The following is a 26,271-nucleotide window of genomic DNA, read 5'->3' on the forward strand; positions in this document are numbered from 1 at the left end:
GCGGGGCCGTCCCCGGCCCCGCACGGACGGTGCGCGGAAGAGGTAACTCATGGACCACGGGTCCCATCCGGTCACCGGCTCGGCCGGGCTGGATCTGGCCGCGCTGATCGTGCGGCTGGTGCTGCTGCCCGCCACGGCATTCGTCGCGGGGATCGGGCTGCTGCGGCCGCAGGTGGAAACGCTGCCCCGCCGGTTGTGGCAGGTCACCGCCGTGCTGAGCGGTCTGTCGGCAGTGCTGGCCGTGGTGTCGGCGGTGGCCTTCGACGTCAACGTCGTCGGCGCGGTCGTGCACGCGCTGCTGGTGCTGGCCGTGCCGGTGCTGACCACGCGACGGCCGCCGGTGGGCCGCTGGGTGGCCACGGCGTTGCTGGTGTTGCTGGTGCTGGAGACCGCCCTGGGCCGGTCCGGGGTGGAGTTCGCGATCGACACGGTCTACGTCGGGGCGACGGCCGCCTGGTTCGGGCTGGCGTCGCTGGCGCTGGCGCGTGCGGAGACGCCCCGGCTCGGTCCGCTGTCCTGGACGCTCGGCGGTGTGCTGGCGCTGGCGGGCGCGGTGCAGCTGGTCCTGTCCGGGGTGGCGTTCGACCGGCGGCTGTACGAGACCGGGTTCGGGATCGCGTTGCTGGCCGCGTTCGTGCTGCCGATCGTGGCGGCCGTGTTGTGGCGGCGGGTCGCGGTCGTCGGCGTCGCGGCCGCGTTCGTGGCGTGGAGCGCGTTCGTCGCCCTGCCCCAGCCTGCCGAGCTGCCGGTGCCCGGGGTGCCGTTGCTCGCCGACGCGGGTGGCACGCCGGTGCTGGTGAGCCCACAGCGGCCCGGGCGGAACCTCGTCCACCTGCCCACGGCCGGGTCGGTCGCGGTCGGGGACGGGCCGGCCGTCCAGGCGGTCGCGCGGCCGGGGGCCTCCGGGTTCTGGGCCGAGGTCGACCTGCCCGCGGGGCGCAGCTCGGTTGTGGTGTCCGGCCGGACCATCGAGGTGGACACCGGTTCGGCGAGCGGGGTCGCGACGGCGTCCGGCCCGGACGGACCGGAGTGCGCGACGACCGCGCTGGGCGGTCTGGTCGCCGGGCGGAAGGACGTGCTGACGAGCTGCCCGGCGGACGCACTGTCCGAAGCGGACGCGGACGCGCTGCGCAAGCTCGTCGGTTTCCTGGCCGCCCGCGGGACCGGCTCGATCACGGTCGTCGGCGATTCGTCGGCGCGGGGCACGGAGGCGGCCCGGGTGGTCCAGGACGCGGCTGCGGCTGGTGGTGTCGCCGTGCGGCCGGACGGTGCGGCGCTGGTGGTGGTGTCCGGGTGGGCGCAGGCGGCGTCGGCGCTGGACGGTGCGGCCGCGGCGCAGCGGGAGCGGCCGGCGTACCCGTACGGGCTGTACGTCGCGCCGTGGTTGCTGACCGGGCCGCTGGTGAACACGGTCGCCAGCTCGACGGTGCCACTGCGGTTCGACCCGCGCGAGCAGGCGGCGGTCAGTTACGCCGTGGCGCTGGACAACGCGTTCCCCGGCGAGGCGGCGACGGTGACCGGGTTCCGGCAGTGGCTCGGCCCGGAGCAGCCCGAACCGCCGCGGGTGCAGCTGTTCGCGGCGGCGCAGGTCAACGCGATGCCGATGGCGCCGGGGCAGCCGCACGCGCCGGGCATGGACGTGCCGGGTGAGGGTGCCGGGTTCTTCGTTCCACAGGGGACGGTCGTGCCGATCAGTTTTCCGCTCGGTTGAGACGGGCGGAGCAGAAAGGAGAGTGCAAGTGCGCAGGAGTGTGGCGAGGGTGCTGGCGGGCGGCGTGATCGCGGCCGCGGCGCTGGGGCTCGGCGGCGGCGTCGCGAGCGCCGACGAGGTGCCGATCTGGCTCGTCCCGGGAGCCGACGCGGGCCCCCTGCTCGACCCGACGATCGGGGCGCCGACCACGGTGCTGGCCCCGGTCTACGGCCTGCTGACCGAACTGGCGGGCTGAGCGGGACCAGGAGGAGCCCCGCGCCAGGTGGGTGGCGCGGGGCTCTTTCGTGTTCCAGGCCCGGCGCCTCCCGAGCCCGCGCCATGCAGGTGCCGACGCCGAAACTCACGCAGCCCGACCCACCCACCAACCGTCCCCGGCGGCCCGAACAGAAAAGCCCCGCGCCAGGTGGGTGGCGCGGGGCTCTTTCGTGTGCGGGCCCGGCGCCGCCGCAGCCCGGCGGCAGGCGGCGGTCCATGACCCCGCGCCAGGCAGTGCCAGCGGACCAAACAGAAGAACCCCGCGCCAGGTGGGTGGCGCGGGGCTCCTCCGTGTTCAACCTCAGCCGAAGCTCGGCAGCAGCTTGCCCGGCGCCGCGTTGATCGAGCGGACCAGTCCGATCACCGGCACGCCCAGCGGCGCGAAGGTGTAGGCGTTGTCGAGGTTGGTCGTGTCCGGCTCGTCCACCACGGCCACGTCGCCCGGCGCGGGAGCGGCCAGCGCGGGTGCCGCGGCGCCGAGCACGGCCGCCCCGGCGAGGGCGCTCGCGACGAGGCCCCGGATCACGGTCTTCTTCATGTTCCCACCTTTCTCTGTCGGGGATTTTCCTTCCCCGCAACGAAGAATGGCAGGACAACCCGGCGGTTGTCCTGCCATTCCAGGGCTTGGGAACGTCAGCAGATCGAGTCGGCCGGCTTCGGGTTGGCGAGCCCGAACAGCGGCCGCAGCTTCAGGCCGATCCACGTGCCGCCCAGCGCGAAGATGCCCCACAGCCAGCCGTGCAGGCTGCCGGTGGAGATGCCGGCCAGGTAAGCGCCGATGTTGCAGCCGCCGGCGAGCCGGGCGCCGATGCCCATCAGGATTCCACCGAGGACGGACGCGATCGCCGTGCGCCACGGGATCTCTGAGTGGATCTTCCAGGTTCCCGCGGCCGCGGCGGCGACGGCAGCGCCCAGGATGATGCCGATGTCGGTGAGACTGGTCTTGTCCGTCCAGATCGGACTCGCCAGCGACTTGGCGTTGCTCGTGGTCTGCCAGAACTCCCAGGTTTCCGGGTGCAGGCCGATCAGCTGCAGGAACTTCGCGCCCCACAGGGCGAAGGCGAACGTGACGCCCCAGGTGCCACCCGAGACGAGCACGACCGCGGCGGCGAGCACGGCCAGCACGACCGCGCCGACGAGCAGCGGCCACGACCCGCGGAACACGCGGGCGAAGCCCTTCGCGGTGGGCGGAACGCCGACCGGCGGCGGGTTGCGGCGCGCCTGGACCACCCGCGTCGCGACGACGACCAGCCCGAGCACCGCGATGGTGATGGCCCACGAGCCGAACCAGCCGACGTGGTCGGCGAGCAGCACGCCGGACACCTGCGGCCAGCCGTCGAAGAGCGGGAACGCCCAGGTGTAGAGGACCGATCCGGCGATGAACCCGCCCAGCGTGAGCACGATCGACGACTGCCCGGACCCGACCGCGAACAGCGTGCCGGACGCGCACGCGCCGCCGAGCTGCATGCCGACGGCGAACAACGCGGCGCCGACGAACAACGCGAGCCCGATCGGTCCCGCGGTGGCCTTCGGCGTGGTGCCGAACAGGCCGGTGCCGGTGCCGATGAGCAGGGCGATCAGGGTCGCGGCGGTGCCGAGCAGCAGGGCGTGGGCACGCAGGCCCTCACCGTTGCCGACCGCGATGAGCTGCCGCCACGCGGAGGTGAAGCCGAAGCGCGAGTGGTACAGCGCGAGGCCGAGGAACAGCCCGATGACCAGCAGCGCGCCGAACTTGCCGCCGTAGGTGGCCCAGACGTACCAGCTCAGCGCGACGGACCCGGCGGCCGAGATCGCGAGCGGCACCCAGCGGACGGGCGCCTCCGGCTCCGGAATCGGCGCGGCGCACGAGGTGGGCGAGCGCAGCAGGAAGTTGCCGGCCGGGGGCCGGTCGGTGACAGCGGACACAGAGCACTCCAAAACGGGCCATGGGGGTCAACCACGGACAACGTTAAGACTCCGTGAACCATTCGCCCAGGTCATCCCAGAGTGCGGTACGCCATGGGCTTATCCGGTCACATCTGCGGTTGGCCGCACAACTCCAGAGGAGTTCTCGCCCACTGCGGTCCCCGAGTTCGACCGGTCAAACCGCCCTGGGGGCTGCCGAGAGCGTGGCGCACCGTCGGCAGCCCGTCCTCGACGGTCACATCAGCTGCTTCGCCGAGGCGAGCCCCTTCGGCGCGGAGGCGATCGCCCGGTGGATCGCGTCCGCCAGTGCCAGCGCGGCCTCCTCGGTCAGCTCCACCGGCACCCGCGCCGACGGCCCTTCCGCCGGGTTGAGGAAGTCGATGTTCACGGTGTGCGCGTACTGCGCGTGTGTCGGGTGGTCGACGTACACCGAGGCGTGCGTCAGCGGGATCCACCCCCGCGCCGACTTGCCGCTGCCGTCGATCTCGATCTGCTCGGTCAGGTAGGTGCACATGTCGTCTCTCCTCAAACCAGGTGCTCGCCGAAGAAGTCGAAGACCCGCCGCCACCCGTCGACCGCGGCCTCCGGGCGGTAGCTGGGCCGGTCGACCGAGAAGAACCCGTGTCCGGCGCCTTCGTAGGTGTGGAACTCGTGTGGTTTGCCCAGCCGGTCGAGCTCGGCGGACAGCGTCGCGACCTCCTCGGGCGAGGGGAACTTGTCCTCGGCGCCGAACAGCCCCAGCAGCGGGCACGACAGCTGCGGCGCGAGCCCCAGCAGCGGCTTCATCCCGGCCATCTGCGGCGGCGGGTCGTTGACGACGAACGCACCGTAGCAGTCGACCGCGGCGTCGATCCGGATGCTGCACGCGGTCAGGAACGTCTGCCGCCCGCCGGAGCAGTAGCCGATCACGCCGATCTTGCCGTTGGCGCCGTCCAGCCCCTTCAGGTGGTTCGCCGCGCCCTCGACGTCCCCGACGAGCCGCTCGTCCGGGACGCCGCCCTGGGCGCGGGCGGTCGCGGCGGCGTCGTCGGGGTCCGCGCCCGGCGCCTCGCGCCAGTAGAGGTTGGGGCAGATCGCGTGGTAGCCGTGGACGGCGAAGCGCCGCACGATCTCCTTGGTCGCCTCGTCGTAGCCGGGCATGTGGTGGATCACCACCACCCCGCCGCGTGGCGCCGGGTCCAGTGGCGTGGCCAGGTAGGCCTCGATCTCGTCGCCACCGTGCCCGGTGATCCTGACGGTCTCGGCCCGCATCGCATCGGTCATGGCGTCAGCCTGGCACGGCGCGAGGTCCTCGTCACACCGCCGAAAACGCCTGCACAGCGGCAAATCCGGCATACGCGCCACCGATCCCGGCCGCGACGCTGACCACGATGTTCATCGCCGCGTAGAAGTACGCCTTCTGCTCGACCAGCCGCAACGTCTCGTAGCTGAACGTGCTGTAGGTGGTCAGCGCGCCGCAGAAACCGGTGCCGAGCAGCGCGAGCAGCGGGGCGGGCAACGCGGTGCCGGCGCCGGTGAGGCCGCCGAGCACCAGGCAGCCGGCCAGGTTGACCAGCAGCGTGCCCCACGGGAACGGGCCGTCGTGCCGGGACCGCACGGCGCGGTCGGTGAGGTAGCGCAGGGGCGCGCCGACCAGCGCGCCGGCGACGACGAGGACGGCCGTCATCGGCCTGCCAGCCGGCGCGTGACGGCGACCCCGGTGAGGACCGCGAGCCCAGCCGCGAGGAGCGTGCCACCGAAGTAGGCGAGCGCGACGCCCGCCGAGCCGGGCTTCAGCAGCCCGTGGATCTCCACGGCGTAGGTGGAAAACGTGGTGAACCCACCGAGGACGCCGACCCCGAGGAAGGGCCGGACCAGGGGATGCGCCACGCGGACCTCGGTGACCAGCACCATCAGGACGCCGATCAGCAGGCAGCCGCTGACGTTGATGGCGAACGTGGTCCAGGGGAAGTGGCCCGGGGCCGTGGGCCAGGTGGTGGCCAGTTCGTATCTGGCCAGCGCACCGATCCCACCGCCGACCGCCACGGCCGCCAAGACGGGGGCCTGCGATCGGCGAGTGGTGGTGGCCGGGCCGGGATCACCGCTCACAGCCACCACCGTAACGTCTCACTCGGCCTGCTTCGGCTCCTCGACCAGGTCCTCGAGCAGGCGGTCGAAGTCGAACTCCTCGCGCAGCGCCTCGAAGATCGGCGTGTCACCGATGACGCGCTCGTCGGTCTTGCTCATCAACAGCACCTTCTCCCTCGCCCGCGCGTGCACTCCCACACGGTTCGTTCTCGCAGGATCGGACGCTCTCCCCTCGCCCTTTGGTTCCCGCGATCGGGTTAACGGGAGGTAATATTACCTACTCACCGTGAGGGCGCACGGAACGACAGCCAAAGCACAGCGCAGATCACATCGTGACAAGGACCCGTCGGCGAGCGATACTGGTCGGTAGAGGCGGTGCAGGCGATGGCACTCCACGGTGAAGAACAGCGACGGCTCTCGGAGATCGAGCGGCAACTGGCCGCCGAAAACCCACGGCTGGCGCAGCGGCTTGCCGAACTACGGCCGATGCGCGTGTCCGGCATCCTGCTGTCCGTGCTCGGGATCCTCTGCTCGCCCGTGCTGGGGCTTTTCCTGCTCGTAGCGGCGGCCCAGTCACAGGCAGTGATCCTGTTCGTGATCGGAACCGTGTTCACTTCCGTGGTGCCGACGGCGCTGATCTGGCGCGCCTGGCTGCACCGGTTGTACTGACGGTCATTCGGCCGTCGCGGAGTCGCTCGGCGGCACCGGGGACGGGCGCGTGTCGTTGCCCGAGTGGTTGGACAGGAAGTTCGGGACCACGAACCACAGCACCGCGAACGTGACGCCGACCAGCCCACCGACCACGGCCATCGCGATCGGGCCGTAGACCACCTTCGCGATCAGCGACACCGTCGCGGTGATCGCGGCCGCCAGGCACACCAGGCCGGCCAGTACGGCGCGGTTGCCCGCGCGCAGGATGTCGTCGCGGCGGCCCGCGCGGAACAGGATCCGGTGCCACGCCGCGGGCGAGGACAGCAGCGCCGTGGAGACGACCGCGAGGAGGACCGCGACCAGGTGCACGGCCTTCTCGAATCCGCTGGCCGCGCGGAACTCGCCGGTGAACACCACCGTCAGGAGGAAGCCGAACAGGATCTGCACCCCGGCCTGCGCGACCCGCAGCTCGCCGAGGAGTTCGTTCACGTTGCGCGCGAGGCGCTGGTTCGGGGTCTCTTCGTCACGGCCGTTCACGGAGATCAGCCTATGGGAGGATTTGCGCGGTCACAGAATGACCGATAAATGGAACATCATGCGAATCGTCCCCTTGCTCCTCGCCGCGGCCGCGCTGCCGGCCCTCTGGCCGGCCGAAGCCGCCGCCGCGCCCGCCGCGCAGGTGGGCGTCGGCGCCTCCGTCGTGCGCTACAACACGGCCCTCGTGCCGGAGGGGGCGAGCGCGCGGGCGTTCACGGCGTCGGTGACGGGCACGCTGACCACGCTTTCCGTGCGCGGCCTGCTGCCCGGCCGCGAGTACGGCGCCCACGTCCACACCAAGCCCTGCGGCGCGTCCCCGAACGATTCGGGGCCGCACTACCAGCACGTTCCCGACCCGGTGCAGCCGTCGACCGACCCCGCGTACGCCAACCCGCGCAACGAGATCTGGCTGGACTTCACCACCTCCGCGAACGGCAGCGGGTTCGCCGTGTCGCGGGTGGACTGGACCTACGGCGACCGGCTGCCCGGCTCCGTCGTGATCCACGAGACGCACACGCACACGGACCCGGGTCACGCCGGGACGGCGGGCGGGCGGCTGGCCTGCCTGAACCTCGAGTTCGGGCCGAGGTGACCGCCACGGCCAGGTGAATCCGGCATGAGCCGGACGGCCGCGGGTAGGCCCGGACGGAGCAGCGGCGGAGGGGAGAAGCGGTGGAAGCGACCCCGGACGACCACCCGGTCTGGGTGACCAGCGCGGACGGCACGGCCGAGCACGCGGTCCCCGACACGGCCATGGCACCCGGCCTGGAACTGGAAGCGGTGTGCGGCGCGCGGTTCCTCCCCGCCGCCATGACCGCCCCGCCAGGCCGGACCTGCGAGGAGTGCCTGACGCACCTGCTGGTGCCCGCCCCGCGCGAGCCGGAACCGCGCCGGCTCTGGCGCCGCTACGTGGCCAAACACTGAGCGCCCTCGCCCCAGCCTGGGGCATCCCGGCCACCCCAGTCGGCGCCGCGGATGCGAACCGCTCAGCGGCGGTACTGCGTCGAGGCCCGGACGACCAGCTCCGGCTTGAACACCACCGACCGGTGCGGCGGCCGGTTCTCCGGATCGGCCGTCTCCGCGATCAGCAGCTCCGCCGCCGTATGCCCCAGCCGCCGCGCGGGCTGGCGCACCGACGTCAACGGGACCGCAGCCGCACCGGCGAACTCGATGTCGTCGTAGCCCACGATCGCCATCTCGTCCGGCACCCGCACGCCTGCGCCGACCATCGCCTGCAGCACACCCAGCGCCAGCAGGTCGTTGGCGCAGAACACCGCCGTCGGCCGGGGGCTCATCCCGAGCAGCCGCGCGCCGGCGTCCCGCCCGGACACCACGTCCAGCTCGCTCGTCTCGATCACCGACAGCTCCGCGCCGGAATCCTCCAACGCGGTCCGCAGCCCCTGCTCCCGGTCGCGGCACTGCGTGAGTATCCGCGGCCCGTTCACGAACGCGACGTGCCGGTGCCCGGTCTCCAGCAGGTGCCGCCCGGCGAGCTCGCCACCCGCGAGGTCGTCCACCGACACCGAGCTCGCCTCGTCCGCAGACACCTTCCGGTCCACGAACACGTACGGGATCCCGCTGCGGCGGAAGGTCTCCAACGCCGCACCCGACGTGTCGACCGGGCTCAGCAGCAGCCCCCGCACCCGCTGCTCGGCCAGCAGCGACAGGTACGACTCCTCGCGGTCGACGCGCTGCCCGCTGTTGCACGTGATGACGCTCAGGCCCGCGTCGTGCGCGGCCTGCTCGGCGCCGCGGGCGACGTCAACGAAGAACGGGTTCGCCAGGTCGAGGACGAGCAGCGCCATGATGCGGCTGCGGCCGGCCCGGAGCTGCCGGGCGGACTCGTCGCGGACGTAACCCAGCTCCTCGATCACGGACAGCACACGTGACCGGGTGGCCGGGGAAACGATGTGCGGCCGGTTGACCACATTGGACACCGTGCCGATGGAGACCCCGGCGCGCCGGGCCACATCCTTGATGCCAACCATGCGTCCCCTCGATCTCCCAGGGACCACAGCGTAGCACGCATGAAACGTTCAATGGGCCGAACGGAAGCTTGTTATTCCCCCACTCAAACGCTAACCTGCGTCCTTAATACGTTTCAAAATGTGTCCTGCGTCAACGAAGACGAGGAGAACCACATGACCTCACGCGAAACCGTCGGCACGAGCTCGGTCGAGGACGGCGGCACGATCACCCGCCAGCAGTGGCGGTGGTCCGTGCTCGCGGGCATGGCCTCCTACCTGGATGCCGGTTCCATCGTCGCGCTCGGCGCGGGTCTCGCCCTCTTCCAAAGCTACCTCGGCCTCTCCGACGGCGCGGTGGGCGCGCTCGCCGCGATCGGCCCGAACGCCATCGGCTGCGCGATCGGCGCGTTCATCGGCGGCAGGCTGGGCGACAAGCTGGGCCGGAAGCGGATCTACAAGTACGACCTGCTGGTCTACGCGGCAGGCATCCTGTGCATCGCGCTCGCGGTGAACACGCCGATGCTGTTCATCGGCACCTTCGTCGTCGGCGTCGCGGTCGGCGCGGACGTGCCGACGTCGCTGGCGCTGGTGGGCGAGTTCTCCCCGTCGAAGGCGCGCGGGAAGCTGCTCGGGTTCACGCAGGTCGCGTGGAACCTCGGCCCGGTGATCGTGCTGTTGCTGTCGCTCGCGCTCACCCCGCTGGACCTGCTCGGCACGCGGATCGTGTTCCTGCACCTGTTCGTGATCGCGCTGGTGACGTGGGCGATGCGCCGCGGCCTGTCCGAGTCCGCGCGCTGGACATCGGCGTCGTCCACCAAGGACGTCAAGTACCAGCTGAAAGCGCTTTTCCAGGGCGCGCACCTCAAGGCGCTGCTGTTCACCGGCCTCGTCTACGTGTTCTGGAACATCGCGGCAGGCACCGGCGGCATCTTCACCCCGTACGTCATCAAAACGCTCAACGCGGGCAGCCAGGCGGCCAGCGTCGCGTTGTCCTGCGCCGGGTTCCTGATCGGCATCCTGGTCACCACGCTGGTGTTCATGCGCTTCGCCGACCGCAGCCACCACACGCGCAAGTGGATGTGGGGCATCGGCGCGGTCATGCAGATCGTCGCCTACGGCATCTACGTGGTGCTGCCGTTCAACATCCCGGTGATCATCGCGAACATCGTGTTGTTCGGCGTCGGCTGCTCGCTCGCCGGTGAGGCGTTCTACAAGGTGTGGAGCCAGGAACTGTTCCCGACGATGCTGCGCGGCACCGCGCAGGGCTTCACCTTCGGCGTCGCCCGGACGCTGCTCGGCGTGTGGAGCTTCTTCCTGCCGACGCTGGCCAGCGGCGGGTTCACCGTCGCAGGCGGCCTGCTCACGCTGTTCCTGGTGATCAGCGGCGGCGTCGGGTTCTTCTTCATGCCCAACACGTCCGGCAAGTCGCTGGAGCAGATCGAGGCGGAGCGCACCACCGCATGAGTTCCGACGAGCTGCTGACCCGGTTCACCGATCCCGGCCCCGAGTTCTCCCCGCTGCCGATCTGGTGGTGGAGCGGCGGCCGGGTCACCGGGGACCGGGTCCGGTGGCAGATGGAACAGCTGGTTTCGCAGGGCGTCCGGCAGGCGGTGGTGATGTGCCTGGCGCCCACCGGCCCGATGTTCGGCTCGCTTGCGGACGACCCGTCGTTCCTGAGTCCGAAGTGGATCGAGCTGCTGGACGGCGCGTGCGCGGACGCCGCCGATCTGGGGTTCCAGCTGTGGATGTACGACCAGATCGGGTTCTCCGGCGCGAACTTCCAGGGCCGTCTCACCGCGGCCAGCCCGGAGTTCGCCGGGCTCGCCCTGCACCGGAACCCCGACGGCACGGTCGGCCACCACGTCAGCGGCTTCGACTACTTCAACCCGGACGCCTGCGCGGCCCTGCTCGACCAGGTGCACGGCGAGCTGGAACGACACGTCGGGCGCTGGTTCGGCACGGTGATCCCCGGGTTCTTCCAGGACGAGCTGCCGCCGCTGCCTACGTGGGCGCACGACTTCGCGGAGATCTTCTCCGCCGAGTACGGCTACGACCTGCTGCCCCGGCTGTCCGCGCTGTACGAGGGCGCGGACGCCGAGTCGGCCCGGGTACGCCGGGACTACCAGGAACACCGTGCCCGCCTGGCGCGCCGGGCGTTCTTCGACCCACTGGCTCAGTGGTTCAGCCACCGCGGGCTGATCTGCGGTTTCGACCAGGCGAGCCCGGCCCGCGAAGGCGACCCGGTCGGCGGCGTGCGGATCTACGGCGACTACCTCGGTACCCACTCCGGGTTCGGCGCGACGGGCAGCGACCACTGGGGCGACGCGAAGGTGCACAGCTCGCTCGCCCACGCGCACGGGCACCCGCGCACCTGGATCGAGGCGTTCCACTCGTCGGGCTGGGGCGGCACGCTGGAGGAGACCTACGACTGGCTCGCGCCGTTCCTGCGCCGCGGCGCCACGCTCTACGACCCGCACGCGGTGTACTACTCGACCGCGGGCGGCTGGTGGGAGTGGGCGCCGCCGTCGACGTGCTGGCGGCAGCCGTACTGGCCCGCCTACGGCCAGTTCGCCGGCGCGGTGAGCCGGTTGTGCTCGGTGCTGACGGCGGGCACCCACTCCTGCGACGTTGTGCTGCTGTCGCCGACCAGCACCGCCCAGGCCTACCTGACGCTCGACGGACCACTGCCGCCAGCCGAACGGGCCGCGGCCTCGTTCCACGCGCTGAACGGTGTCGGCACGTGGTTCGCCGAGGAACGCGGTGTGCTGGAGCGGGCCGGGATCGACCACGACACGTTCGACGAAGCCACGATCGCCGCCGGGGAGGTGTCGGGCGGCGCGCTCCGGATCGGCGCGGAGACCTACCGGGCGGTGGTCCTGCCCGACGTCGAGCTGCTGCTCCCGGCCGCGGCCGCCCGGCTCGCGGAGTTCGCCGCGGCCGGCGGGACGGTCGTCTGCGTCGGCAGCTGCCCGGTCGAGGGCGCGGTCACGGTCGGCTCGCCGGAGGACGTGCCCGCGGTCCTTCCGAAATCCCGGATCCGGTCCGACGTGCCGTTCCTGCTCCGGCGGCACGGCGACCGGCACGTGCTGCTGCTCACCGCGCACGACGAGCGCAGCGGCACCCGGGCGCCGATCGTCGACCTCGACCGCGAAGGCTGGACGGACCAGGGATTTCCCTGGGAGGAGTATTGGCGGCAGCTGCGCGAGGACGGGTACGAGTTCGTCTCCCCGTCGGACCGGGTGGCGCACGTGGCCGGAGTGACCGGCCGTGCCCAGCAGTGGAACCCGCGCACCGGGGAGCGCACGGATGTCCCAGTCGTGGACGGCGAGGTCGAGGTCGTCTTCACCGACGGCCCGATCACCTTGCTCGTGTTCGGCGACGACCTGCCGGAGGCGACGCACACCCCGCCCGGTCCCGTGGTCCGGTCGGTGCACCTCGACGGCTGGCGCGCCCGTGCGGAGTCCACTCTGGACAACCGGCACGGCGACCTGGCCGCCCCCGCCCGCACCGGCGTGCTGCCGCTGGAGGTCTGGCGGCTGGGTGACGAGCTGGCCGGGTACGGCGTCTTCGCGCAAGCCCGGGACGGCGACGGGTGGCGGCCCGCGGTCTGGTCGCTGTCCCGCGGCATCCGGGACGACCCCGGTCACGCGGAAGCGCTGGGGCCCAAGGGTTACGTGCCCGAGGAATTCCTCGACTGGCGTCACGTCGAGGCCGGGGAGACGGTCGGCGTACGAACGTATTTGCCACTGCCCGAGCGCGACGGCCTGTTCCTCGCCGTCGGGGCGAGCGCGGCGCGACGGGTGTTCGTGGACGGCGCGGAGGTTCCGGTCGACGGGCCGGGCTACCAGTCGTTCAGCCCGCTGCCGTCCGGCCGGACGGTGTGCGTGGAGATCGAGTTCACCGCGGACCAGGACGGGCCGTTGCGGGCGTCGTTCGCGGTGATCACCGATCCCGAGCGCTACCGCAGGCCGGAATGGCTGGCGGGCGGGGAGATCAACCGCACCTTCCACCTCGACGAGGTGCCCACCGACGCGACCGTGCAGGTCGCGAGCGAGGAGGCCTGCCGGGTGCTCGTCAACGGCGCCGAGGTGGGCAGGCAGGGCGACTTCAACCCCTACCCCGGTTTTCGCGAGATCCGCATCCACCCCTACGACCTGCGCGAGCACCTCCGCCGCGGCGAGAACACGCTCACCTTGGTCACGACTGGACCGGTCGCGGTGGATTCGCGTGACCCGCGACTGGTCAGCGGCCCGGACTGGGGCGAGGTGCGCCGCCTGCACCGGCGCGATCCGCGGTTCCTGTGCCTGCACCCGCGGCCGCACCCGCTGCCCGGCGCGCACTGGCTCGAACCCGCCGCCGCGCCCGGCGACGTCGTCGTGCCGGTGGTCCCCGACGTCGCGCCGGCCGGGGAACGCACCGAGACGCTGACCTTCCCGGCCCCGCTCGGGGCGGTGGCGCTGCGGATCCCGACCGACCTCGACGTCGTGGTGCGCGTCGGCGAGGCCGAGTACAAGCCGGTCGACCAGCGCGTGCGCTTCCCCACGCCGCTAGCCGCGGGCAGCACGGTGGAGCTGCGGTTCCGCGCGGTCGACGGCCGCCGGGGCGGGGCGCTGCTCGACTCCGGGATCGAGGTCGAGACCGCCGAGGCGCCGGTCGAACTGCGCAGCTGGGAGGACCTCGGGCTGCGCGCGCTGGGCGGCCTGGTCCGGTACCGGACCACGTTCGAAGCGCTGCCCGGCCGGGTCGTGCTCGACCTCGGCGAGGTGCGCGGCACGGCCGACGTGGTGGTCAACGGCCGGCTGGTCGACCGCCTGGTCTGGGGCCCGTGGCGGTCCGAAATCTCGGATGCGATCCGGGACGGCGTCAACGAACTGGAAATCGTCGTCCGCGGCACGCTCGCCGGCTACCTCGACGACGCGTCACCCACGATGGCCGTGGCCGCCGGGCAGGTCCGCACGGGCCTGTTCGGGCCGGTGCGGCTGGTACAGCACGAGAAGGAGAGCGACCGTTGACCGTCACCGCCGTCCGCTTCGAGCACCACGACGTCGCGCTGGGCATCGGCACCGGCACGCCACGCCTGTCCTGGCAGGTGCGCACCGACGACCCGGACTGGTCGCAGACCGCGTACGAGGTCGAGCTGAACGGGTCGGCGACGGCGCGGGTCGAATCGGCCGAGCAGGTGCTGGTGCCGTGGCCGTTCGAGCCGCTGCCGTCGCGGACCAGGGCGACCGTGCGGGTGCGCGTCGGCGACGAGTGGTCCGAGCCGGCCACCGTGGAAACCGGGCTGCTCCACCCGGAGGACTGGTCGGCGCGGTTCATCAGCCCACGCACGATCGGCGGCATCGGGCAGCGCGCGCCGATCCTCACCCGCAGCGTCGAGCTGCGGCCGGGGATCGTGTCCGCGCGGCTGTACGCGACGGCGCACGGCGTCTACACGGCGTCGATCAACGGGTCCCGGGTCGGTGACGAGGTGCTGGCGCCCGGCTGGACCAGCTACGAGCACCGGCTGCGCTACCAGACCCACGACGTCACCTCGCTGCTCCGCGAGGGGACCAACGACCTGGAGTTCCTGCTCGGGAACGGCTGGTTCCGCGGACGGCTCACCTGGTCCGGCCGCCGCGCGCTCTACGGCGATCGCCTCGCGTTGCTCGCCCAGCTGGAGGTGACCTACGCCGACGGCACCACCGAGGTCATCGGCACCGACGAGCGGTGGTCGGCGACGGAGAGCCGGATCACCGCCGACGACCTGTACGACGGGCAGCGCACCGACCTGACGCTGTCCGAGTCCGAAGTGGACGAGGTCGAGGTGGTCGAGGCCGACCTGAGCAGGCTAGTCGCGCCCGAGGGGCCGCCGGTGCGTGTGACGGAGGTGGTGCCCGCGGTGCGGGTGTGGTCGTCGCCGTCCGGGAAGACGCTGGTCGACTTCGGCCAGAACGTGGTCGGCTGGGTGCGGCTGCGCGTGCGGGACGCGCGCGAGGTCACCGTGCGGCACGCCGAGGTGCTGGAGGACGGCGAGCTCGGCGTGCGGCCGCTGCGGTCGGCGAAGGCGACGGACACCTACGTCCTCCCCGGCGGTACCGAAACCGTGCTGGAGCCGAGCCTGACGTTCCACGGGTTCCGGTACGCGGAAGTGTCCGGAGTGGACGATCTGCGGGCCGAGGACCTGGAGGCCGTCGTCGTGCACAGCGACCTGCGGCGCACCGGCTGGTTCAGCTGCTCGGACCCGGACCTGGAGAAGTTCCACGAGAACGTCGTGTGGGGCATGCGCGGCAACTTCCTGGACGTGCCGACCGACTGCCCGCAGCGCGACGAGCGGCTCGGCTGGACCGGCGACATCCAGGTCTTCTCACCCACCGCGTCCTTCCTCTACGACTGCGCCGGGTTCCTCCGCTCGTGGCTCGCCGACCTGGCCGCCGACCAGCACCCGGACGGCGCGGTGCCGTTCGTGATCCCGGACGTGCTGCCCGGCGACAGCCCCACCGCGACGGCCTGGGGCGACGCCGCGGTGATCGTGCCGTGGGTGCTCTACCAGCGGTTCGGCGACGCGGAGGTGCTCGCGCGGCAGTTCGACAGCATGCGCGGGTGGGTCGACAAGATCGCGTCGCTGACCACGGACGGCGTGTGGGCGGGCGGGTTCCAGTTCGGCGACTGGCTGGACCCGGCCGCGCCGCCGGACGACCCGTTCGCCGCGAAGGCCGACTCGGACGTGGTCGCGACGGCGTACCTCGCGCGGTCCGCGGAGATCGTGGCGGCGGCGGCCGAGGTGCTCGGCCGGGACGGTTCGAAATACCGGACGCTGTCCGAACAGACGCGCGCCGCGTTCGCCCGGGAGTACGTCACCGGATCGGGCCGGGTGCTCTCGGACGCGCCGACCGTGTACGCGCAGGCGATCGAGTGGGCACTGCTGCCGACGGCGGAGCAGCGGGCGGTCGCGGGTCGACGACTGGCTGATCTCGTGCGGACCAACGGCTTCCGCATCGCGACCGGATTCGTGGGCACGCCGCTCATCACGGACGCGCTCACCACGGCCGGCCATCCCGAGCTGGCCTACCGGCTGCTGCTCGAACGGGGCTGCCCGTCCTGGCTGTACCCGGTGACGATGGGCGCGACGACGATCTGGGAGCGCTGGGACAGCATGCTGCCGGACGGCTCGATCAACCCGGGCGAGATGACCTCGTTCAACCACTACGCGCTGGGCGCGGTGGCCGACTGGATGCACCGCACGGTCGCCGGGCTGGCGCCCGCGGCGCCCGGCTACCGGTCGATCGTCGTGCGCCCGGTGCCGGACGCCGCGCTCACCCACGCCTCGGCCCGCCACGAGACGCCCTACGGTGCGGCTTCGGTGGCCTGGCGCCGGGCGGACGGGAAGCTGACGCTCGACGTCGTGGTGCCGCCTGGCGTGCGGGCCGAGGTGCACGTCCCGGGCGGGCCGGTGGCGGAGGTGCGGCACGGCACGCACAGCTGGACGGTCGACGACCCGTGCCTGTCGCAGCCGCGCGTGCGGACCATTCGTGACCTGGTCGGCTCGCCGAAGTGGCCGGACGCGGTGTCGCTGCTGGTCTCGCACGGGCTTGCCGAGGACGCGGTGGACGCCGCGCACCGGGCCGGGCGCTACCTGGACCGCCCGGCGGCCGAGCTGGCCGATTTTCTGGCGATGAAGACGCTGTCCGACGGCTCGGACGCGAAGCGGGCGCTGGAGAAGCTGCTGGCGTGAGCCGGTGTCAACTGGTCCGGTGACGGCTGGGCCGCGGCGCGGCTGATCAGGACCCATACTGGGGCCATGAACCAGCCGGAGCCGTTGTTCAGCTCGTCCCGGGCCTTCCGCGTCTGGCGCTACGGCGTCGAGCACTCGGAGCTGGTCCTGCGCACCGACGACAACCCCGACGAGCCGGTCGAGCTGCTGTTCGAGGGCGTCCTGTCGATGCGCTTCGACCAGCTGTGGTTCACCGGCCTCGTGGTCGGCCGGGCGGAGGACCAGGTGCTGCAGAGCCCCACCGTGGACATCCCGCACCTGAAGATCGAGCTCGGGTCGACCGGTCACGCCGCCCAGGTGGTGTGCCGTCGCCTGACCTGCGTGGGCGGCACCTCGCCGGACGGCAAGATCCTGTGGACGGTCACCGCGCCGCGTCCGAAATCCCGGATCGCCGCCGACATCCCGGCGGTCGAACAGGCCTGACTGCGGGTGGCGCGAGTCACCAGCGACAATGGAGGACGTGACCGCCACCCTGAGCAAGCCCGCACTGAAGATCGGCCCGTACGAGGTCGATCCCCCGGTGGTGCTCGCGCCGATGGCCGGCATCACGAACGTCGCGTTCCGGCGGCTGTGCCGCGAGTACGGCGCCGGGCTGTACGTGTGCGAGATGATCACCGCCCGCGCCGTCGTCGAGCGGCACCCCGGGACCATGCACATGATGGCCTTCGACCAGGGCGAGTACCCGCGGTCGATGCAGCTGTACGGCGTGGACCCGAAGACGATGCGGGAAGCCGTCAAGATCATCGTCGGCGAGGGCCTCGCGGACCACATCGACAGCAACTTCGGCTGCCCGGTCGCCAAGGTCACCCGCAAGGGCGGCGGCGCGGCGCTGCCGTACAAGCGCAAGCTGTTCGCGCAGATCGTGCGCGCGTCGGTGGAGGCGGCCGAGGCCGCGGGCGTGCCGTTCACGGTGAAGTTCCGGATCGGCATCGACGACGACCACCACACCTTCCTCGACGCAGGCCGCATCGCCGAGGCCGAGGGCGCGGCGGCGGTGTCGCTGCACGCGCGCACGGCCGCGCAGCGCTACTCGGGCAAGGCCGACTGGAGCGCGATCGCCCGGCTGAAGGAGGCCGTGCAGACCATCCCGGTGCTGGGCAACGGCGACATCTTCACGGCCGACGACGCGCTGCGGATGGTGGCCGAGACCGGGTGCAACGGCGTGGTGGTCGGCCGCGGGTGCCTCGGCAGGCCGTGGCTGTTCGGCGAGCTGGAGGCCGCGTTCGCCGGCCGCCCGATCCCGGAGGGGCCGCGCCTGGGTGAGGTCGCCCAGGTGCTGCGGCGGCACGCGGAGCTGCTGGTCCAGCACGACGGCCACGACAAGGCGATGCGCGACCTGCGCAAGCACATGGCCTGGTACTTCATGGGCTTCCCGGTCGGCTCCGAGCTGCGCCGGCGGTTCGCGATGGTGTCGTCGATGGACGAGCTGGACGAGCTGATCGGCCAGCTGGACCACGAGGCGCCCTTCCCGGCGGACGCCCTCGGCCCGCGCGGCCGCCAGGGCTCGCCCGGCAAGGTCACGCTGCCGCACGGCTGGCTCGACAACCCGGACGACGACCTGGTGCCCGAAGCGGAGGACATGCACTCGGGCGGCTAACGCCCTGCACGCCGCCGCGCGCGCTCGAAGTCCGCGTGCTGCAAGGGGTTGGCCGCCCAGTACTCCTCCGGGATCCGGCGGAGGGCGTCTACCAGGTAGCCGAAGTGGGTTTCCGCGAACGGGTCCCGGTTGAGGATCTCCAGCGCGCGCGGCACCAGGTGCGGCACCCCGATCTGCTGCCCGAGCAGGATGCGCACGCCTTCGGCGTCCAGCTCGTCCAGCGAGACCTGGCGCATCCGGTGGCAGGTGCTGATCAGGTAGGTCGTGTCCGGCGGCGGGTCGCCCCAGTAGTCGTCCTCGAGCTGCTCCAGTGACAGGTGCGTCATGTTTCCTTCCGCTCACTCGCGGCGAGGGCGGCGCGCAGTTCGGCGATCTCGCGGCTCAGCTCGGCGATCTCCGCGCGGGTCACGGTCTGCGACGCGGCCTCGACCTCCTCCACCCGGCGCACCAACCACGACGCGAAGGTCGCCGTCACGACGCCGAGCAGCGCGATGCCCGCGACCATCAGCCCCACCGCGATCAGCCGCCCGGTGCCGGACACCGGGTAGCGGTCGCCGTAGCCGACGGTCGTGATCGTCGTGATCGCCCACCACAACGCGTCCGGGAAGTTCCGGATGCCGGCCTCCTCGATCGGCCGTTCCGCTTCGAGCACGGCGAGCGCCGCGCAGAAGACGATCAGCACCGTGGCGCCGACGAAGTACACGACGACCCGCCCGCGCAGGGCGAGCGCGGCCGTGCGGTTGAGGACGTTCAGCATCGCGACGAGGCGCAGCAGCCGCAGCGGGCGGAGCAGCGGGAGCACGATGACCAGGAGGTCCAGCACGTGACGGCGGAGAAATCGCGGTTTGTCCGGTGACTGGACCAGTCGCACGACGTAGTCCAGCGCGAACAGCCCCCACGCCAGCCATGTGACGACCTCGCACCACACCCGGCCGGTGCTGCCGAGCGACGGCTGGAGGATCGGCCAGGCATAGGCGCCGAGGAACAACACCGCGACGCCCGTCAGCGGCCACTCCATGCGCTTTTCCCACATCTGCGTCTCCCGTCGGTCCGGCGCGATCGTCGCACGTGCCGGGGCGGTGATCCCGATCATTTCGTCCGGATCGTTACCCTGTCTCTGGTAGACACCAGAACCGATGGGCAAGCTGACCAACCGCGCCAGGGCGAAAGCCGACTACCTCTGGTTCATCGGTTCCCGCGAGTGGCCGGTGTTCGTCTCCGCGCTCGGCGTGCTGCTCGGCCTGGTCACGCTCGTGCCCAGCGCCGTCGGCATCGTGCTGTCGGTGATCGCGCTCGTGCTCGGCGTCCTGACGCTCACCCGCGACGTCCGGATGCTCCGCGGCCGCTGGGCCGCCTGGGAGTTCGCCACGATCGCCGCGCCGTTCCCGCACGCCGACGTGCCACCCCCGGCGAGCTACCCCGAAGCCCGCTACCTCGAGCTGCCCGGACGTGGAACCGCCCTGGTCAGCGACGCCATCGACCGGGCACTGTGGACACAGCGGTTCCCGGTCGAGGTCGCGCCGGACCCCTACCGCCTGCCCGCCGAGCTGAAGGCCACCGCGCCGTACGTGCTGCCGCTGCGCGCGCACGGCCGGCTGCTGTTCAACGGCAAGGTCGTCGGGATGCGGGGCGAGCCGCTGCCGTCGGTCGGGCACGGCGCGCCGATCCGGCTGCAGCGCACCCGGTTCTTCGACGCCCAGTGCTCGAACGAGCTGGCCACGCTGCGGATCGCCCGCCGGGACAGCGACGAGGTCTTCGACCTGCGGCGGCAGATGATGGTCGACACCGCGGGCCGCCTGCACACGCTCGCCGAGAGCAGGCTGGCGGACATCGTCGGCGTGTCGACGGTGGCCGTCACGACCGACGGCTGGGTACTGGTGGTGCTCCAGTCCAACCGGAACTCGGCCAGCCAGTCGCTGCTCGCCCCGTCGGGCAGTGGGTCGCTGGAGCCGCGTGACCTCGATGGGGACGACCTGCACGACGTCGTCCGCGCCGGGATGGAGCGCGAGCTGTGCGAGGAGACCGGGCTGCGCCGCGACGAGATCCTGCGCACGACGATCACGGGGTTCGCGCGTTGGATGGACCGCGGCGCGAAGCCGGAGTTCTTCGGGCTGACGGAGTTGTCCGCGACGCGGCAGGACCTGCTGGCCCGCAGGCCGAACCGGTCGGAGCGCGAGTTCACCGCCGCGACGCGGTTCGTGGAGGTCGACCTCGCCGCGTACGGCCGGGAACTGGCCGGCGGCGCGGACCTGCCGTCGCTGCCCGCGTTGCTCACCGACAGCGGTTCGGTGCCGCTGCTGCTGGCGTTGCGGGCGGCCGCGCGATGGACGGTCGGCGCCCCGCGGGAGGAGGACCGTGTTCACCCCTGACAGCCGGTCGCGGCTGCGCGACTCGCTGATCGCGTCGGCTCGCTCGGACGACCGGATCAGCGGCGCCGCGCTGACCGGTTCCGCTTCGGTTGGACGAGAGGACCAGTGGTCGGACATCGACCTGGCGCTCGCGGTGGCGGCCGACCGCGATCAGGTTCTCGCGGACTGGACCGACCGGATGTACCGCGACCACGGCGCCGTCCACCACCTGGACCTCGGCGTGTTCCGGGTGTTCCTGCTGCCGGACACGCTGCAGGTCGACATCGCGTTCTGGCCGGAGTCCGAGTTCGGGCCAATCGGTCCGACATCTCGGACGCTGTTCGGGAAGCCGAACGACCTGCCGCGGATCTCGCCGCCGTCAGCGGAGCACGTGGTCGGGATGGCGTGGCTGTACGCGTTGCACGCCCGGTCGTCGATCGCGCGGGGCCGGGTGTGGCAGGCGGAGTACATGATCAGCGGCGCGCGGGACGAGGTGCTCGCGCTGGCCTGCCTCCGGCACGGGGTGCGCGCCGTGCAGGGGCGCGGGATGGACGACCTGCCGGCGGAGGTGGTGGCGCCGTTCGCGGACGCCCTGGTCCGGTCCGTGGAGCCCGCCGAGCTGCGGCGCGTGTTCGGGGTCGTCGTGGAGCTGCTGATCGCCGAGGCCGGCCGGGTCGATGCGTCGCTCGCCGCCCGGCTGTCGGGGCCGCTACGGGGCCTGGTCAGCTGACCTCGACGGTGACAAGCGTGGCGTTGGCGCCGGCGAGGCGGATGGTGAACGTGCCGGTGCGGTTCGGGGTGACGTCGAGGTCCTCCGGCTCGGTAGGGTCGACGTCGGCGTTCGCGTCGGGGTAGCCGTCGACCACGATGTCGTCCGGGCGGTCCGAGGAGACGTTCACCTGGAGCGGCTGGCCGACCTTCCCCGCGATCACGAGGTTCGCCGGCTCGACCTGCCCGTTCCGGTAGGCCACGTCGACGATCGAGGCACCGGCGCTGGTGGGCGCCGCGGACACCGGCGGCGCGGAAGTGGGCTGCGCTGGGTTGGGCGGCGCCGGGTCGGGCGCCTGGTCGTCGCCACCGGACGAGCAGCCGGCAGCAGCGAGCGCGATCAAGGTCGTGACAAGGACACGGCGCACCATGCGGCCCAAGCTAAGCCGGGGGCGGGCGGCACGCAGGGCAACGCTCACGTCGGGGTGACGCCGCTAAGCCCGCACTTCCTCGACGTGGAAGTAGCCGACCGGCTTGGGCCCCTCGCTGACCACGACCACCGTCCCAGGCTCGATGCGGTACGGGCCCGAGTTCTCCACGGCCAGCCAGCGCGCCTCGGCCGGCGTGACCAGCGCCCCGGCGACGAGGTTCCGGAGCACGAAGGACGCGAGACCCGAGTGGGCGGTGCGCGGGGGCACGAAGGCGTTGACCGCGTAGAAGTCGGGGCGCAGTGGGCCGGTTTGACGACCGCCCTGCTCCGGCGTGAGCCACACGACCCGTCCGCGGAACGGGAAGGGCTCGTCGGCGGCTGGTTCGCCACGGGCGTCAGTATGCCGCGTCAGGGGCGGGGCGCCCGTTCGCCGTGGATGGCGGTGTACTCGGCGGCGAGCCAAGGGCCGAGGTCGTCGATCAGCATGTCGAGGATCGCCGGGGTGGCGGTGGGCTCGCGAGCGGTCACCGCGGCGGTGCGCATCTGGCCGAGTCGTTCCGGGTAGTAGCGGCCGAAGAGCTCGGCGGACCTGGCGAGGTCGCTCGTCCAACCGCCCCACCGGGGCATGACCAGGGTGAACCCGGTGCGCACGAGGCGCCGCGCCACCGAGCGGCTCAGGGTGCGGCGTTCGTGGTCCCTCGCCGTCTGGGCGCGCTCGCGCTAACCCGGGAGCAGCGTTCCAAGGTCATCGTTCGTCTCACGCGCGAGCAGCGAGGTGGGGCGATAGCGGGGCAGGTGCTCGGCGAGGTCGTCGCCCAGGAGCGGCGTGCACAGGCAGGCGACGAAGAAGCCGCCGTCGTGGCGCTCGGCGTCGCTGAGGAGCGTGCGGGCACTGGCGAGTTGAATGCCGACGCCGTTGATCTGGGGAAACTCGCGGTCGAGGGCGCCCTCGATCCGCCTGGCATCGGCGCGATCGGCGTCGGTGGGCTCGTCGTGGAGGGCGAGCAGGACGTCGAGGTCGGAAACCCCGGGGACGGCGGTGCCACGCGGGATGCTGCCGTAGAGGTAAGCGCTGTGCAGGCGAGCGAAAGTCCCAGCGACGTGCACCCGCAGAGCCTCGACAACGGGGGCGAACTCGGCGGAGATTCTCTCCAAAGAGCCTTCGCGCGCGATCGTCCCGTCCGCCGCCAGCCCACGATCGTCCACGCGCCTACTGTGCCCGGTTCCGCACAGCCGCGGTGCGTGGCGCAAGTACACCAGGCTGGCCTACCGGCAACACCAAACAGAGGCCTTCGGCAAGTACGTCGAAGAGCTGATTGCCGCGTTCGAGGACGAGCGTGACGATCACGGCTTACGCCGCTGGCTACTCGAACTCATCGGTGAAGCTCGGTCGCCGCTGGCCTTGCCCACCCTCGCCGAGCAGCTTTACAGCGAGGATGAGTCGTTGTGACCCCTGGCTGTCAGGGGCTTGGAGCAGCTCGACCCAGCCCGCCCGGCAGGAGCTGTGGAAAGCTCGAGCGAATGGCAGTGTTCCCTGACTAAGGGCTCCCTACCGACCGGATGGCGCCGGCCGCTCTGGCTGCCCTCGGCGCGCCCGCGAAGAGATCACCTCCCCTGATCTCCGACGGAGTGCCGGGGTCTGGGGCGGAGCCTTGCCTCCGGGAGGCGCCCTGTCGCTCTGGCGGCGCAGGTCCGAGGAGTGCCAAGATGGCGGCATGACGATCTTCCGAAAGGACGATGCCGCGTAGGTCCGCAGGCGCGGTACGTGCCGCGCTCCCCAGCCGCCCAGGCCGTTACCGGCCGTCGCAGATTCGGGGTCTGTCTCCGGCGGTCCGTGATTACATCGCACGGGTTGAGCCTTCGCCCGGCTGGACAGCTCGGATGCTCGAGGAGTGGCGCGAGGCCGCTCGACACGGCTGGCCGGGTACCGACCACTCCGATTGCTGTGAGATGCCGTACTGCCGATCGGAGCTGGACGAGATCATGTGGGACCTACCTGCGTTCGCAGCCGACCGCTTGAGACGCCTCGTCGACCCGCTGGACCGTGAATACGCGAGGCGCACCCTGCCGTATCCGCTCGCGCCCCTCGATCTGGCTTGGTGGCACCGGCGATGCCCGACATCGACCTTCGCTGGCCGACTCGGATGTCGTAGGAGGAAGCGGGCCAGGCAAAGACCGGAACCTCGACCAAGGATCTGATGGCCCGGACGGCGACGAGCCCGGCGCGCCGGCCCCTAATGGCCCGCTGATGGCACGCGACCCGAGTTGATCAAGAGACGACGAAGGCCCAGGTCCGGAGTAGACACCCGCTGACCTGGGCCTTCGTCGCGAGAGCGGATGACGGGAATCGAACCCGCGTTCTCAGCTTGGGAATCGGTCTGATCTTGCTCGACGGTGGCCCTGACCTGCGGGACGGGTTCGCCCGGGTGTGCCTCCGTTGACCGTGGTTGACCGCCCCTAATGGCACGCTAATGGCACGACCGGCGGTGCTCCCACCTGCGTAGTTCCCCCGGCTGAGGTGATCTCCTCGCGGCGCGGGTTCACCCCTGCCAGGCCGGGTGGTGCCGGTCAAGGGTCTGCCGGAGGCCGCGAAGCGCCCTTGACCGGTGCCGGCCGGCCTGGCTGCCCTCGGGCGCGCCGTGAGGAGGTCGCCGGACTGGTCCTCCCCTGATCTCCGAAGCGGTGTCGGGGTGCGGGGCGGAGCCCCGTGCGGAGGAGTGTTACGAAACCCCCGACAATTTACCGACCGGGGTGCCGCCAGGTTGTACATGCCTCTGACCTGCACAGACCCTCGGTTCTCTCCAAAAAGTGGCGGCTGCACGAAGCGGTGATCGAAGTGCTACTATGGTGGCCGTCGGGCATTCGTATGCCCTCAAGCCCCTAGCGATTCCGCTGGGGGCTTTTTCGTGTCCCCTACTGGAACCCGCCGCACGCTACGGCGGGTTTTTTTATGCCCGGAGGCTGGTGCGTGTCTGGCTCAACTCTGTTCCTACTGGTGTGTCCGTTCCTTGTCTTGATGCTGGTCTACGGCGTCGTGGCTGTTGTAGCCCTGTGCCAGGCGAAGCCCGAGGACATCCCGTCTGTCGTTCGGGAGCTGGCAATGACGTTTCGACGCCTGGGCGCGATGCTGCCAGGCCTTCCGCCGCGGCAACGCCTGGACCGCGTAACCCAGGACGAGGAGAATGGCAATGACACGTTGAGACAGGAGGAGGCGTAATGACACGTCGGCGCGGCTCCTTCTTCGACCCGACAAGCCATCGAGGTACTCCGCCTGAGGCACTCGACCAACTGCTGACGGCCTTAAGCACCCTGAGCCCGCGGGACGCGGGCCTAATCAAGCTCCGTTGGGGACTTGAGGACGGTGAGCCAAAGACCCTCGACGAGATTGGGCTCACATATGGCGTCACGCGCGCACGGGTGCGTCAGCTTATCGATGCGGCGATCAGGAAGTTGCAAGACCCGACACTCTTGGAGGCGTTGCGGCCTTTCACGTCGGATGACTTTGCGCGGGTACCTGCCGCAACACGTGAGCAGAAACTGGGGATACACACCACAGAGGAACAGCTTGTCTACTGCTCGAAGCATCGGGGCTGGTTTGCCCCAGAAGAAGCCAGGCGGAACTCTCGGCGCACCTGCGACAACTGTCAGTGCCTGGTACCCGCGCAGTCGAACGGCCGGAGGCGCAGGTATTGCTCATCCGCATGCCGTCAGGAGGCATACCGCAAGAGGCGAGCAACTGAGGCCGAAAACCGGGCTCGCTGATTCGGGGCAGGAAACGCTACCGCTGGGTGCCGGCCGCCGAAGCGGAGCGGCAGGCGGACCGGCCCCGCGGCGCGCGTGCGCGCCGCCTTGATCTCATAGAGGCAAATTCGGCAAGGACTCGGATGGCGACTGTGGACAACGCACCTACCGCCACAGCACCACCGTCCGCAGTTGGAAGCTCAACAACCCCGACAGCCTTCGGCATCATGTGAACGACTGCGTCTGCATCGGCGGGAAAGGCACCACAATGACCGTTCATACAACCTACGGCACCAGCCACACCGCCGAAGAGCTTGCATACGAACTCACCAACCTCCTCAACCTGGTCTTCGTCAAGCACGACAGCTACTTCCGCGGCTTCTATCTCAGCGCCGACATCCCCAACGGGCGTATCGAGATCCAACCCAACTCGATTCCAGGCGACGACGGCCACGACGAACCTTTCGACCAGGACTACCCCACCACCCCCACGTTGCTCCTGGTCACCGCCGAGGAGCCAGACGCCACCATCAAGACCTGCCTCAACTCCATCCACGACCTGCGCCAACTCACCCAGGAGACCGTATAAGCGGTAACCCCT

General features: G+C 71.2%; 27 protein-coding genes and 1 pseudogene. 14 read left to right on the plus strand and 14 right to left on the minus strand.

The genetic code is table 11. The annotated features are described in order from the left end of the window. Window positions 1–49: 49 nt before the first annotated feature. A complete protein-coding gene (locus tag AMY39116_RS0314255) occupies window positions 50–1,711 on the plus strand; it encodes a hypothetical protein (RefSeq protein ID WP_020418313.1) in 1,662 nt (553 codons plus the stop codon). A gap of 28 nt (window positions 1,712–1,739) precedes the next feature. Beyond that, complete coding sequence (locus AMY39116_RS0314260; protein ID WP_039791504.1) at window positions 1,740–1,946, plus strand: hypothetical protein; 207 nt, start codon at window positions 1,740–1,742, stop codon at window positions 1,944–1,946. Window positions 1,947–2,267: 321 nt separating this feature from the next. Here the strand turns inward: AMY39116_RS0314260 and AMY39116_RS0314265 are convergent, their stop codons facing one another. The 6 genes from AMY39116_RS0314265 to crcB (AMY39116_RS0314290) form a co-directional block, all read right to left on the minus strand. Then, the gene (locus tag AMY39116_RS0314265) at window positions 2,268–2,504 is read right to left on the minus strand and encodes a hypothetical protein (RefSeq protein ID WP_020418315.1); all 237 of its coding nucleotides are present in this window, start codon (window positions 2,502–2,504) and stop codon (window positions 2,268–2,270) included. Window positions 2,505–2,599: 95 nt separating this feature from the next. Next, window positions 2,600–3,871: a YeeE/YedE family protein gene (locus AMY39116_RS0314270; protein WP_020418316.1), complete on the minus strand. Its 1,272-nt coding sequence runs from the start codon at window positions 3,869–3,871 to the stop codon at window positions 2,600–2,602. A gap of 235 nt (window positions 3,872–4,106) precedes the next feature. Then, window positions 4,107–4,385, minus strand: coding sequence for a DUF6295 family protein (locus tag AMY39116_RS0314275; RefSeq protein WP_020418317.1), 279 nt, complete (start codon window positions 4,383–4,385; stop codon window positions 4,107–4,109). Between the two features lie 11 nt (window positions 4,386–4,396). Beyond that, entirely contained in the window at window positions 4,397–5,134 is a 738-nt protein-coding gene (locus AMY39116_RS0314280) for a dienelactone hydrolase family protein (RefSeq protein ID WP_020418318.1), read from the minus strand. 31 nt (window positions 5,135–5,165) lie between these two features. After that, entirely contained in the window at window positions 5,166–5,537 is a 372-nt protein-coding gene (crcB, locus tag AMY39116_RS0314285; protein ID WP_020418319.1) for a fluoride efflux transporter CrcB, read from the minus strand. Further along, window positions 5,534–5,905 (minus strand): fluoride efflux transporter CrcB, encoded by a 372-nt coding sequence (gene crcB / locus AMY39116_RS0314290; protein ID WP_020418320.1) that lies wholly within the window; start codon window positions 5,903–5,905, stop codon window positions 5,534–5,536. Before crcB (AMY39116_RS0314290) ends, crcB (AMY39116_RS0314285) begins: the two co-directional genes overlap by 4 nt. 417 nt (window positions 5,906–6,322) lie before the next feature. On the opposite strand from crcB (AMY39116_RS0314290), the gene AMY39116_RS0314300 reads away from it, so the two are divergent. Then, complete coding sequence (locus tag AMY39116_RS0314300; RefSeq protein WP_037324126.1) at window positions 6,323–6,607, plus strand: DUF3040 domain-containing protein; 285 nt, start codon at window positions 6,323–6,325, stop codon at window positions 6,605–6,607. Between the two features lie 3 nt (window positions 6,608–6,610). On the opposite strand, the gene AMY39116_RS0314305 is transcribed toward AMY39116_RS0314300, so the two are convergent. After that, the gene (locus tag AMY39116_RS0314305; protein WP_020418322.1) at window positions 6,611–7,126 is read right to left on the minus strand and encodes a DUF6328 family protein; all 516 of its coding nucleotides are present in this window, start codon (window positions 7,124–7,126) and stop codon (window positions 6,611–6,613) included. 58 nt (window positions 7,127–7,184) lie between these two features. On the opposite strand from AMY39116_RS0314305, the gene AMY39116_RS0314310 reads away from it, so the two are divergent. After that, on the plus strand, window positions 7,185–7,718 hold the full coding sequence (locus AMY39116_RS0314310) for a superoxide dismutase family protein (protein ID WP_027935917.1): 534 nt from the start codon (window positions 7,185–7,187) through the stop codon (window positions 7,716–7,718). Window positions 7,719–7,798: 80 nt separating this feature from the next. After that, on the plus strand, window positions 7,799–8,050 hold the full coding sequence (locus tag AMY39116_RS0314315; RefSeq protein WP_020418324.1) for a hypothetical protein: 252 nt from the start codon (window positions 7,799–7,801) through the stop codon (window positions 8,048–8,050). Between the two features lie 62 nt (window positions 8,051–8,112). Here AMY39116_RS0314315 and AMY39116_RS0314320 read toward each other — a convergent pair whose 3' ends face one another. Then, window positions 8,113–9,114 (minus strand): LacI family DNA-binding transcriptional regulator, encoded by a 1,002-nt coding sequence (locus tag AMY39116_RS0314320; protein ID WP_020418325.1) that lies wholly within the window; start codon window positions 9,112–9,114, stop codon window positions 8,113–8,115. A gap of 153 nt (window positions 9,115–9,267) precedes the next feature. Between AMY39116_RS0314320 and AMY39116_RS0314325 the strand changes: the two genes are divergently transcribed. The 5 genes from AMY39116_RS0314325 to dusB all read left to right on the plus strand — a co-directional run bounded on the left by AMY39116_RS0314325 (window position 9,268) and on the right by dusB (window position 18,443). Next, on the plus strand, window positions 9,268–10,557 hold the full coding sequence (locus AMY39116_RS0314325) for an MFS transporter (protein WP_020418326.1): 1,290 nt from the start codon (window positions 9,268–9,270) through the stop codon (window positions 10,555–10,557). After that, complete coding sequence (locus AMY39116_RS0314330) at window positions 10,554–14,105, plus strand: hypothetical protein (protein ID WP_020418327.1); 3,552 nt, start codon at window positions 10,554–10,556, stop codon at window positions 14,103–14,105. The genes AMY39116_RS0314325 and AMY39116_RS0314330 overlap by 4 nt, the downstream gene beginning before the upstream one ends. Further along, window positions 14,102–16,807, plus strand: a complete 2,706-nt coding sequence (locus AMY39116_RS0314335; RefSeq protein ID WP_020418328.1) for a family 78 glycoside hydrolase catalytic domain — start codon at window positions 14,102–14,104, stop codon at window positions 16,805–16,807. Before AMY39116_RS0314330 ends, AMY39116_RS0314335 begins: the two co-directional genes overlap by 4 nt. Window positions 16,808–16,873: 66 nt before the next feature. Then, on the plus strand, window positions 16,874–17,269 hold the full coding sequence (locus AMY39116_RS0314340) for a hypothetical protein (protein ID WP_017985613.1): 396 nt from the start codon (window positions 16,874–16,876) through the stop codon (window positions 17,267–17,269). 28 nt (window positions 17,270–17,297) lie between these two features. Beyond that, window positions 17,298–18,443, plus strand: coding sequence for a tRNA dihydrouridine synthase DusB (gene dusB / locus AMY39116_RS0314345; RefSeq protein ID WP_020418329.1), 1,146 nt, complete (start codon window positions 17,298–17,300; stop codon window positions 18,441–18,443). Here dusB and AMY39116_RS42840 read toward each other — a convergent pair. Together AMY39116_RS42840 and AMY39116_RS0314355 are read right to left on the minus strand one after the other, a co-directional pair. After that, window positions 18,440–18,769 (minus strand): contact-dependent growth inhibition system immunity protein, encoded by a 330-nt coding sequence (locus tag AMY39116_RS42840; protein ID WP_020418330.1) that lies wholly within the window; start codon window positions 18,767–18,769, stop codon window positions 18,440–18,442. The two genes, dusB and AMY39116_RS42840, sit on opposite strands and share 4 nt — an antisense overlap. Continuing rightward, on the minus strand, window positions 18,766–19,536 hold the full coding sequence (locus AMY39116_RS0314355; protein ID WP_020418331.1) for a potassium channel family protein: 771 nt from the start codon (window positions 19,534–19,536) through the stop codon (window positions 18,766–18,768). The genes AMY39116_RS42840 and AMY39116_RS0314355 overlap by 4 nt, the downstream gene beginning before the upstream one ends. Before the next feature lie 43 nt (window positions 19,537–19,579). On the opposite strand from AMY39116_RS0314355, the gene AMY39116_RS0314360 reads away from it, so the two are divergent. Together AMY39116_RS0314360 and AMY39116_RS0314365 are read left to right on the plus strand one after the other, a co-directional pair. After that, the gene (locus AMY39116_RS0314360; protein ID WP_020418332.1) at window positions 19,580–20,812 is read left to right on the plus strand and encodes a hypothetical protein; all 1,233 of its coding nucleotides are present in this window, start codon (window positions 19,580–19,582) and stop codon (window positions 20,810–20,812) included. Then, entirely contained in the window at window positions 20,799–21,521 is a 723-nt protein-coding gene (locus AMY39116_RS0314365; RefSeq protein ID WP_020418333.1) for a hypothetical protein, read from the plus strand. Before AMY39116_RS0314360 ends, AMY39116_RS0314365 begins: the two co-directional genes overlap by 14 nt. On the opposite strand, the gene AMY39116_RS0314370 is transcribed toward AMY39116_RS0314365, so the two are convergent. From AMY39116_RS0314370 to AMY39116_RS47430, 4 genes are all read right to left on the minus strand, one after another. Further along, window positions 21,514–21,930: a hypothetical protein gene (locus AMY39116_RS0314370; RefSeq protein WP_157358554.1), complete on the minus strand. Its 417-nt coding sequence runs from the start codon at window positions 21,928–21,930 to the stop codon at window positions 21,514–21,516. The genes AMY39116_RS0314365 and AMY39116_RS0314370 overlap by 8 nt on opposite strands. A 63-nt stretch (window positions 21,931–21,993) precedes the next feature. Next, on the minus strand, window positions 21,994–22,272 hold the full coding sequence (locus AMY39116_RS42845; RefSeq protein WP_020418335.1) for a hypothetical protein: 279 nt from the start codon (window positions 22,270–22,272) through the stop codon (window positions 21,994–21,996). 65 nt (window positions 22,273–22,337) lie between these two features. After that, entirely contained in the window at window positions 22,338–22,595 is a 258-nt protein-coding gene (locus AMY39116_RS47425) for a hypothetical protein (protein ID WP_020418336.1), read from the minus strand. Between the two features lie 54 nt (window positions 22,596–22,649). Beyond that, window positions 22,650–23,135 (minus strand): nucleotidyltransferase domain-containing protein, encoded by a 486-nt coding sequence (locus AMY39116_RS47430; RefSeq protein ID WP_020418337.1) that lies wholly within the window; start codon window positions 23,133–23,135, stop codon window positions 22,650–22,652. A gap of 2,076 nt (window positions 23,136–25,211) precedes the next feature. Between AMY39116_RS47430 and AMY39116_RS48110 the strand changes: the two are divergent. Together AMY39116_RS48110 and AMY39116_RS0314395 are read left to right on the plus strand one after the other, a co-directional pair. After that, window positions 25,212–25,356 (plus strand): annotated as a pseudogene (locus AMY39116_RS48110) (sigma factor-like helix-turn-helix DNA-binding protein); the annotation flags it as partial. 543 nt (window positions 25,357–25,899) lie between these two features. Continuing rightward, window positions 25,900–26,259 (plus strand): hypothetical protein, encoded by a 360-nt coding sequence (locus AMY39116_RS0314395; RefSeq protein ID WP_157358555.1) that lies wholly within the window; start codon window positions 25,900–25,902, stop codon window positions 26,257–26,259. Window positions 26,260–26,271 lie beyond the last annotated feature (12 nt).

Origin of the sequence: Amycolatopsis sp. ATCC 39116 (assembly GCF_000231075.2) — a bacterium.
GTDB lineage: Bacteria > Actinomycetota > Actinomycetes > Mycobacteriales > Pseudonocardiaceae > Amycolatopsis_E > Amycolatopsis_E tucumanensis.

What these genes read in the sequence shown, in the direction of transcription:
- AMY39116_RS0314275 (WP_020418317.1), bottom strand. Translation starts at nt 4,385, where the DNA reads ATGTGCACCTACCTGACCGAGCAGATCGAGATCGACGGCAGCGGCAAG.
- AMY39116_RS0314300 (WP_037324126.1), top strand. Translation starts at nt 6,323, where the DNA reads ATGGCACTCCACGGTGAAGAACAGCGACGGCTCTCGGAGATCGAGCGG.
- AMY39116_RS0314355 (WP_020418331.1), bottom strand. Translation starts at nt 19,536, where the DNA reads ATGATCGGGATCACCGCCCCGGCACGTGCGACGATCGCGCCGGACCGA.
- AMY39116_RS0314265 (WP_020418315.1), bottom strand. Translation starts at nt 2,504, where the DNA reads ATGAAGAAGACCGTGATCCGGGGCCTCGTCGCGAGCGCCCTCGCCGGG.
- AMY39116_RS0314320 (WP_020418325.1), bottom strand. Translation starts at nt 9,114, where the DNA reads ATGGTTGGCATCAAGGATGTGGCCCGGCGCGCCGGGGTCTCCATCGGC.
- AMY39116_RS42840 (WP_020418330.1), bottom strand. Translation starts at nt 18,769, where the DNA reads ATGACGCACCTGTCACTGGAGCAGCTCGAGGACGACTACTGGGGCGAC.
- AMY39116_RS0314255 (WP_020418313.1), top strand. Translation starts at nt 50, where the DNA reads ATGGACCACGGGTCCCATCCGGTCACCGGCTCGGCCGGGCTGGATCTG.
- AMY39116_RS0314310 (WP_027935917.1), top strand. Translation starts at nt 7,185, where the DNA reads ATGCGAATCGTCCCCTTGCTCCTCGCCGCGGCCGCGCTGCCGGCCCTC.
- dusB (WP_020418329.1), top strand. Translation starts at nt 17,298, where the DNA reads ATGGAGGACGTGACCGCCACCCTGAGCAAGCCCGCACTGAAGATCGGC.
- AMY39116_RS0314280 (WP_020418318.1), bottom strand. Translation starts at nt 5,134, where the DNA reads ATGACCGATGCGATGCGGGCCGAGACCGTCAGGATCACCGGGCACGGT.
- AMY39116_RS0314370 (WP_157358554.1), bottom strand. Translation starts at nt 21,930, where the DNA reads ATGGTGCGCCGTGTCCTTGTCACGACCTTGATCGCGCTCGCTGCTGCC.
- AMY39116_RS0314340 (WP_017985613.1), top strand. Translation starts at nt 16,874, where the DNA reads ATGAACCAGCCGGAGCCGTTGTTCAGCTCGTCCCGGGCCTTCCGCGTC.
- crcB (WP_020418319.1), bottom strand. Translation starts at nt 5,537, where the DNA reads ATGACGGCCGTCCTCGTCGTCGCCGGCGCGCTGGTCGGCGCGCCCCTG.
- AMY39116_RS0314330 (WP_020418327.1), top strand. Translation starts at nt 10,554, where the DNA reads ATGAGTTCCGACGAGCTGCTGACCCGGTTCACCGATCCCGGCCCCGAG.
- AMY39116_RS0314325 (WP_020418326.1), top strand. Translation starts at nt 9,268, where the DNA reads ATGACCTCACGCGAAACCGTCGGCACGAGCTCGGTCGAGGACGGCGGC.
- AMY39116_RS0314360 (WP_020418332.1), top strand. Translation starts at nt 19,580, where the DNA reads ATGGGCAAGCTGACCAACCGCGCCAGGGCGAAAGCCGACTACCTCTGG.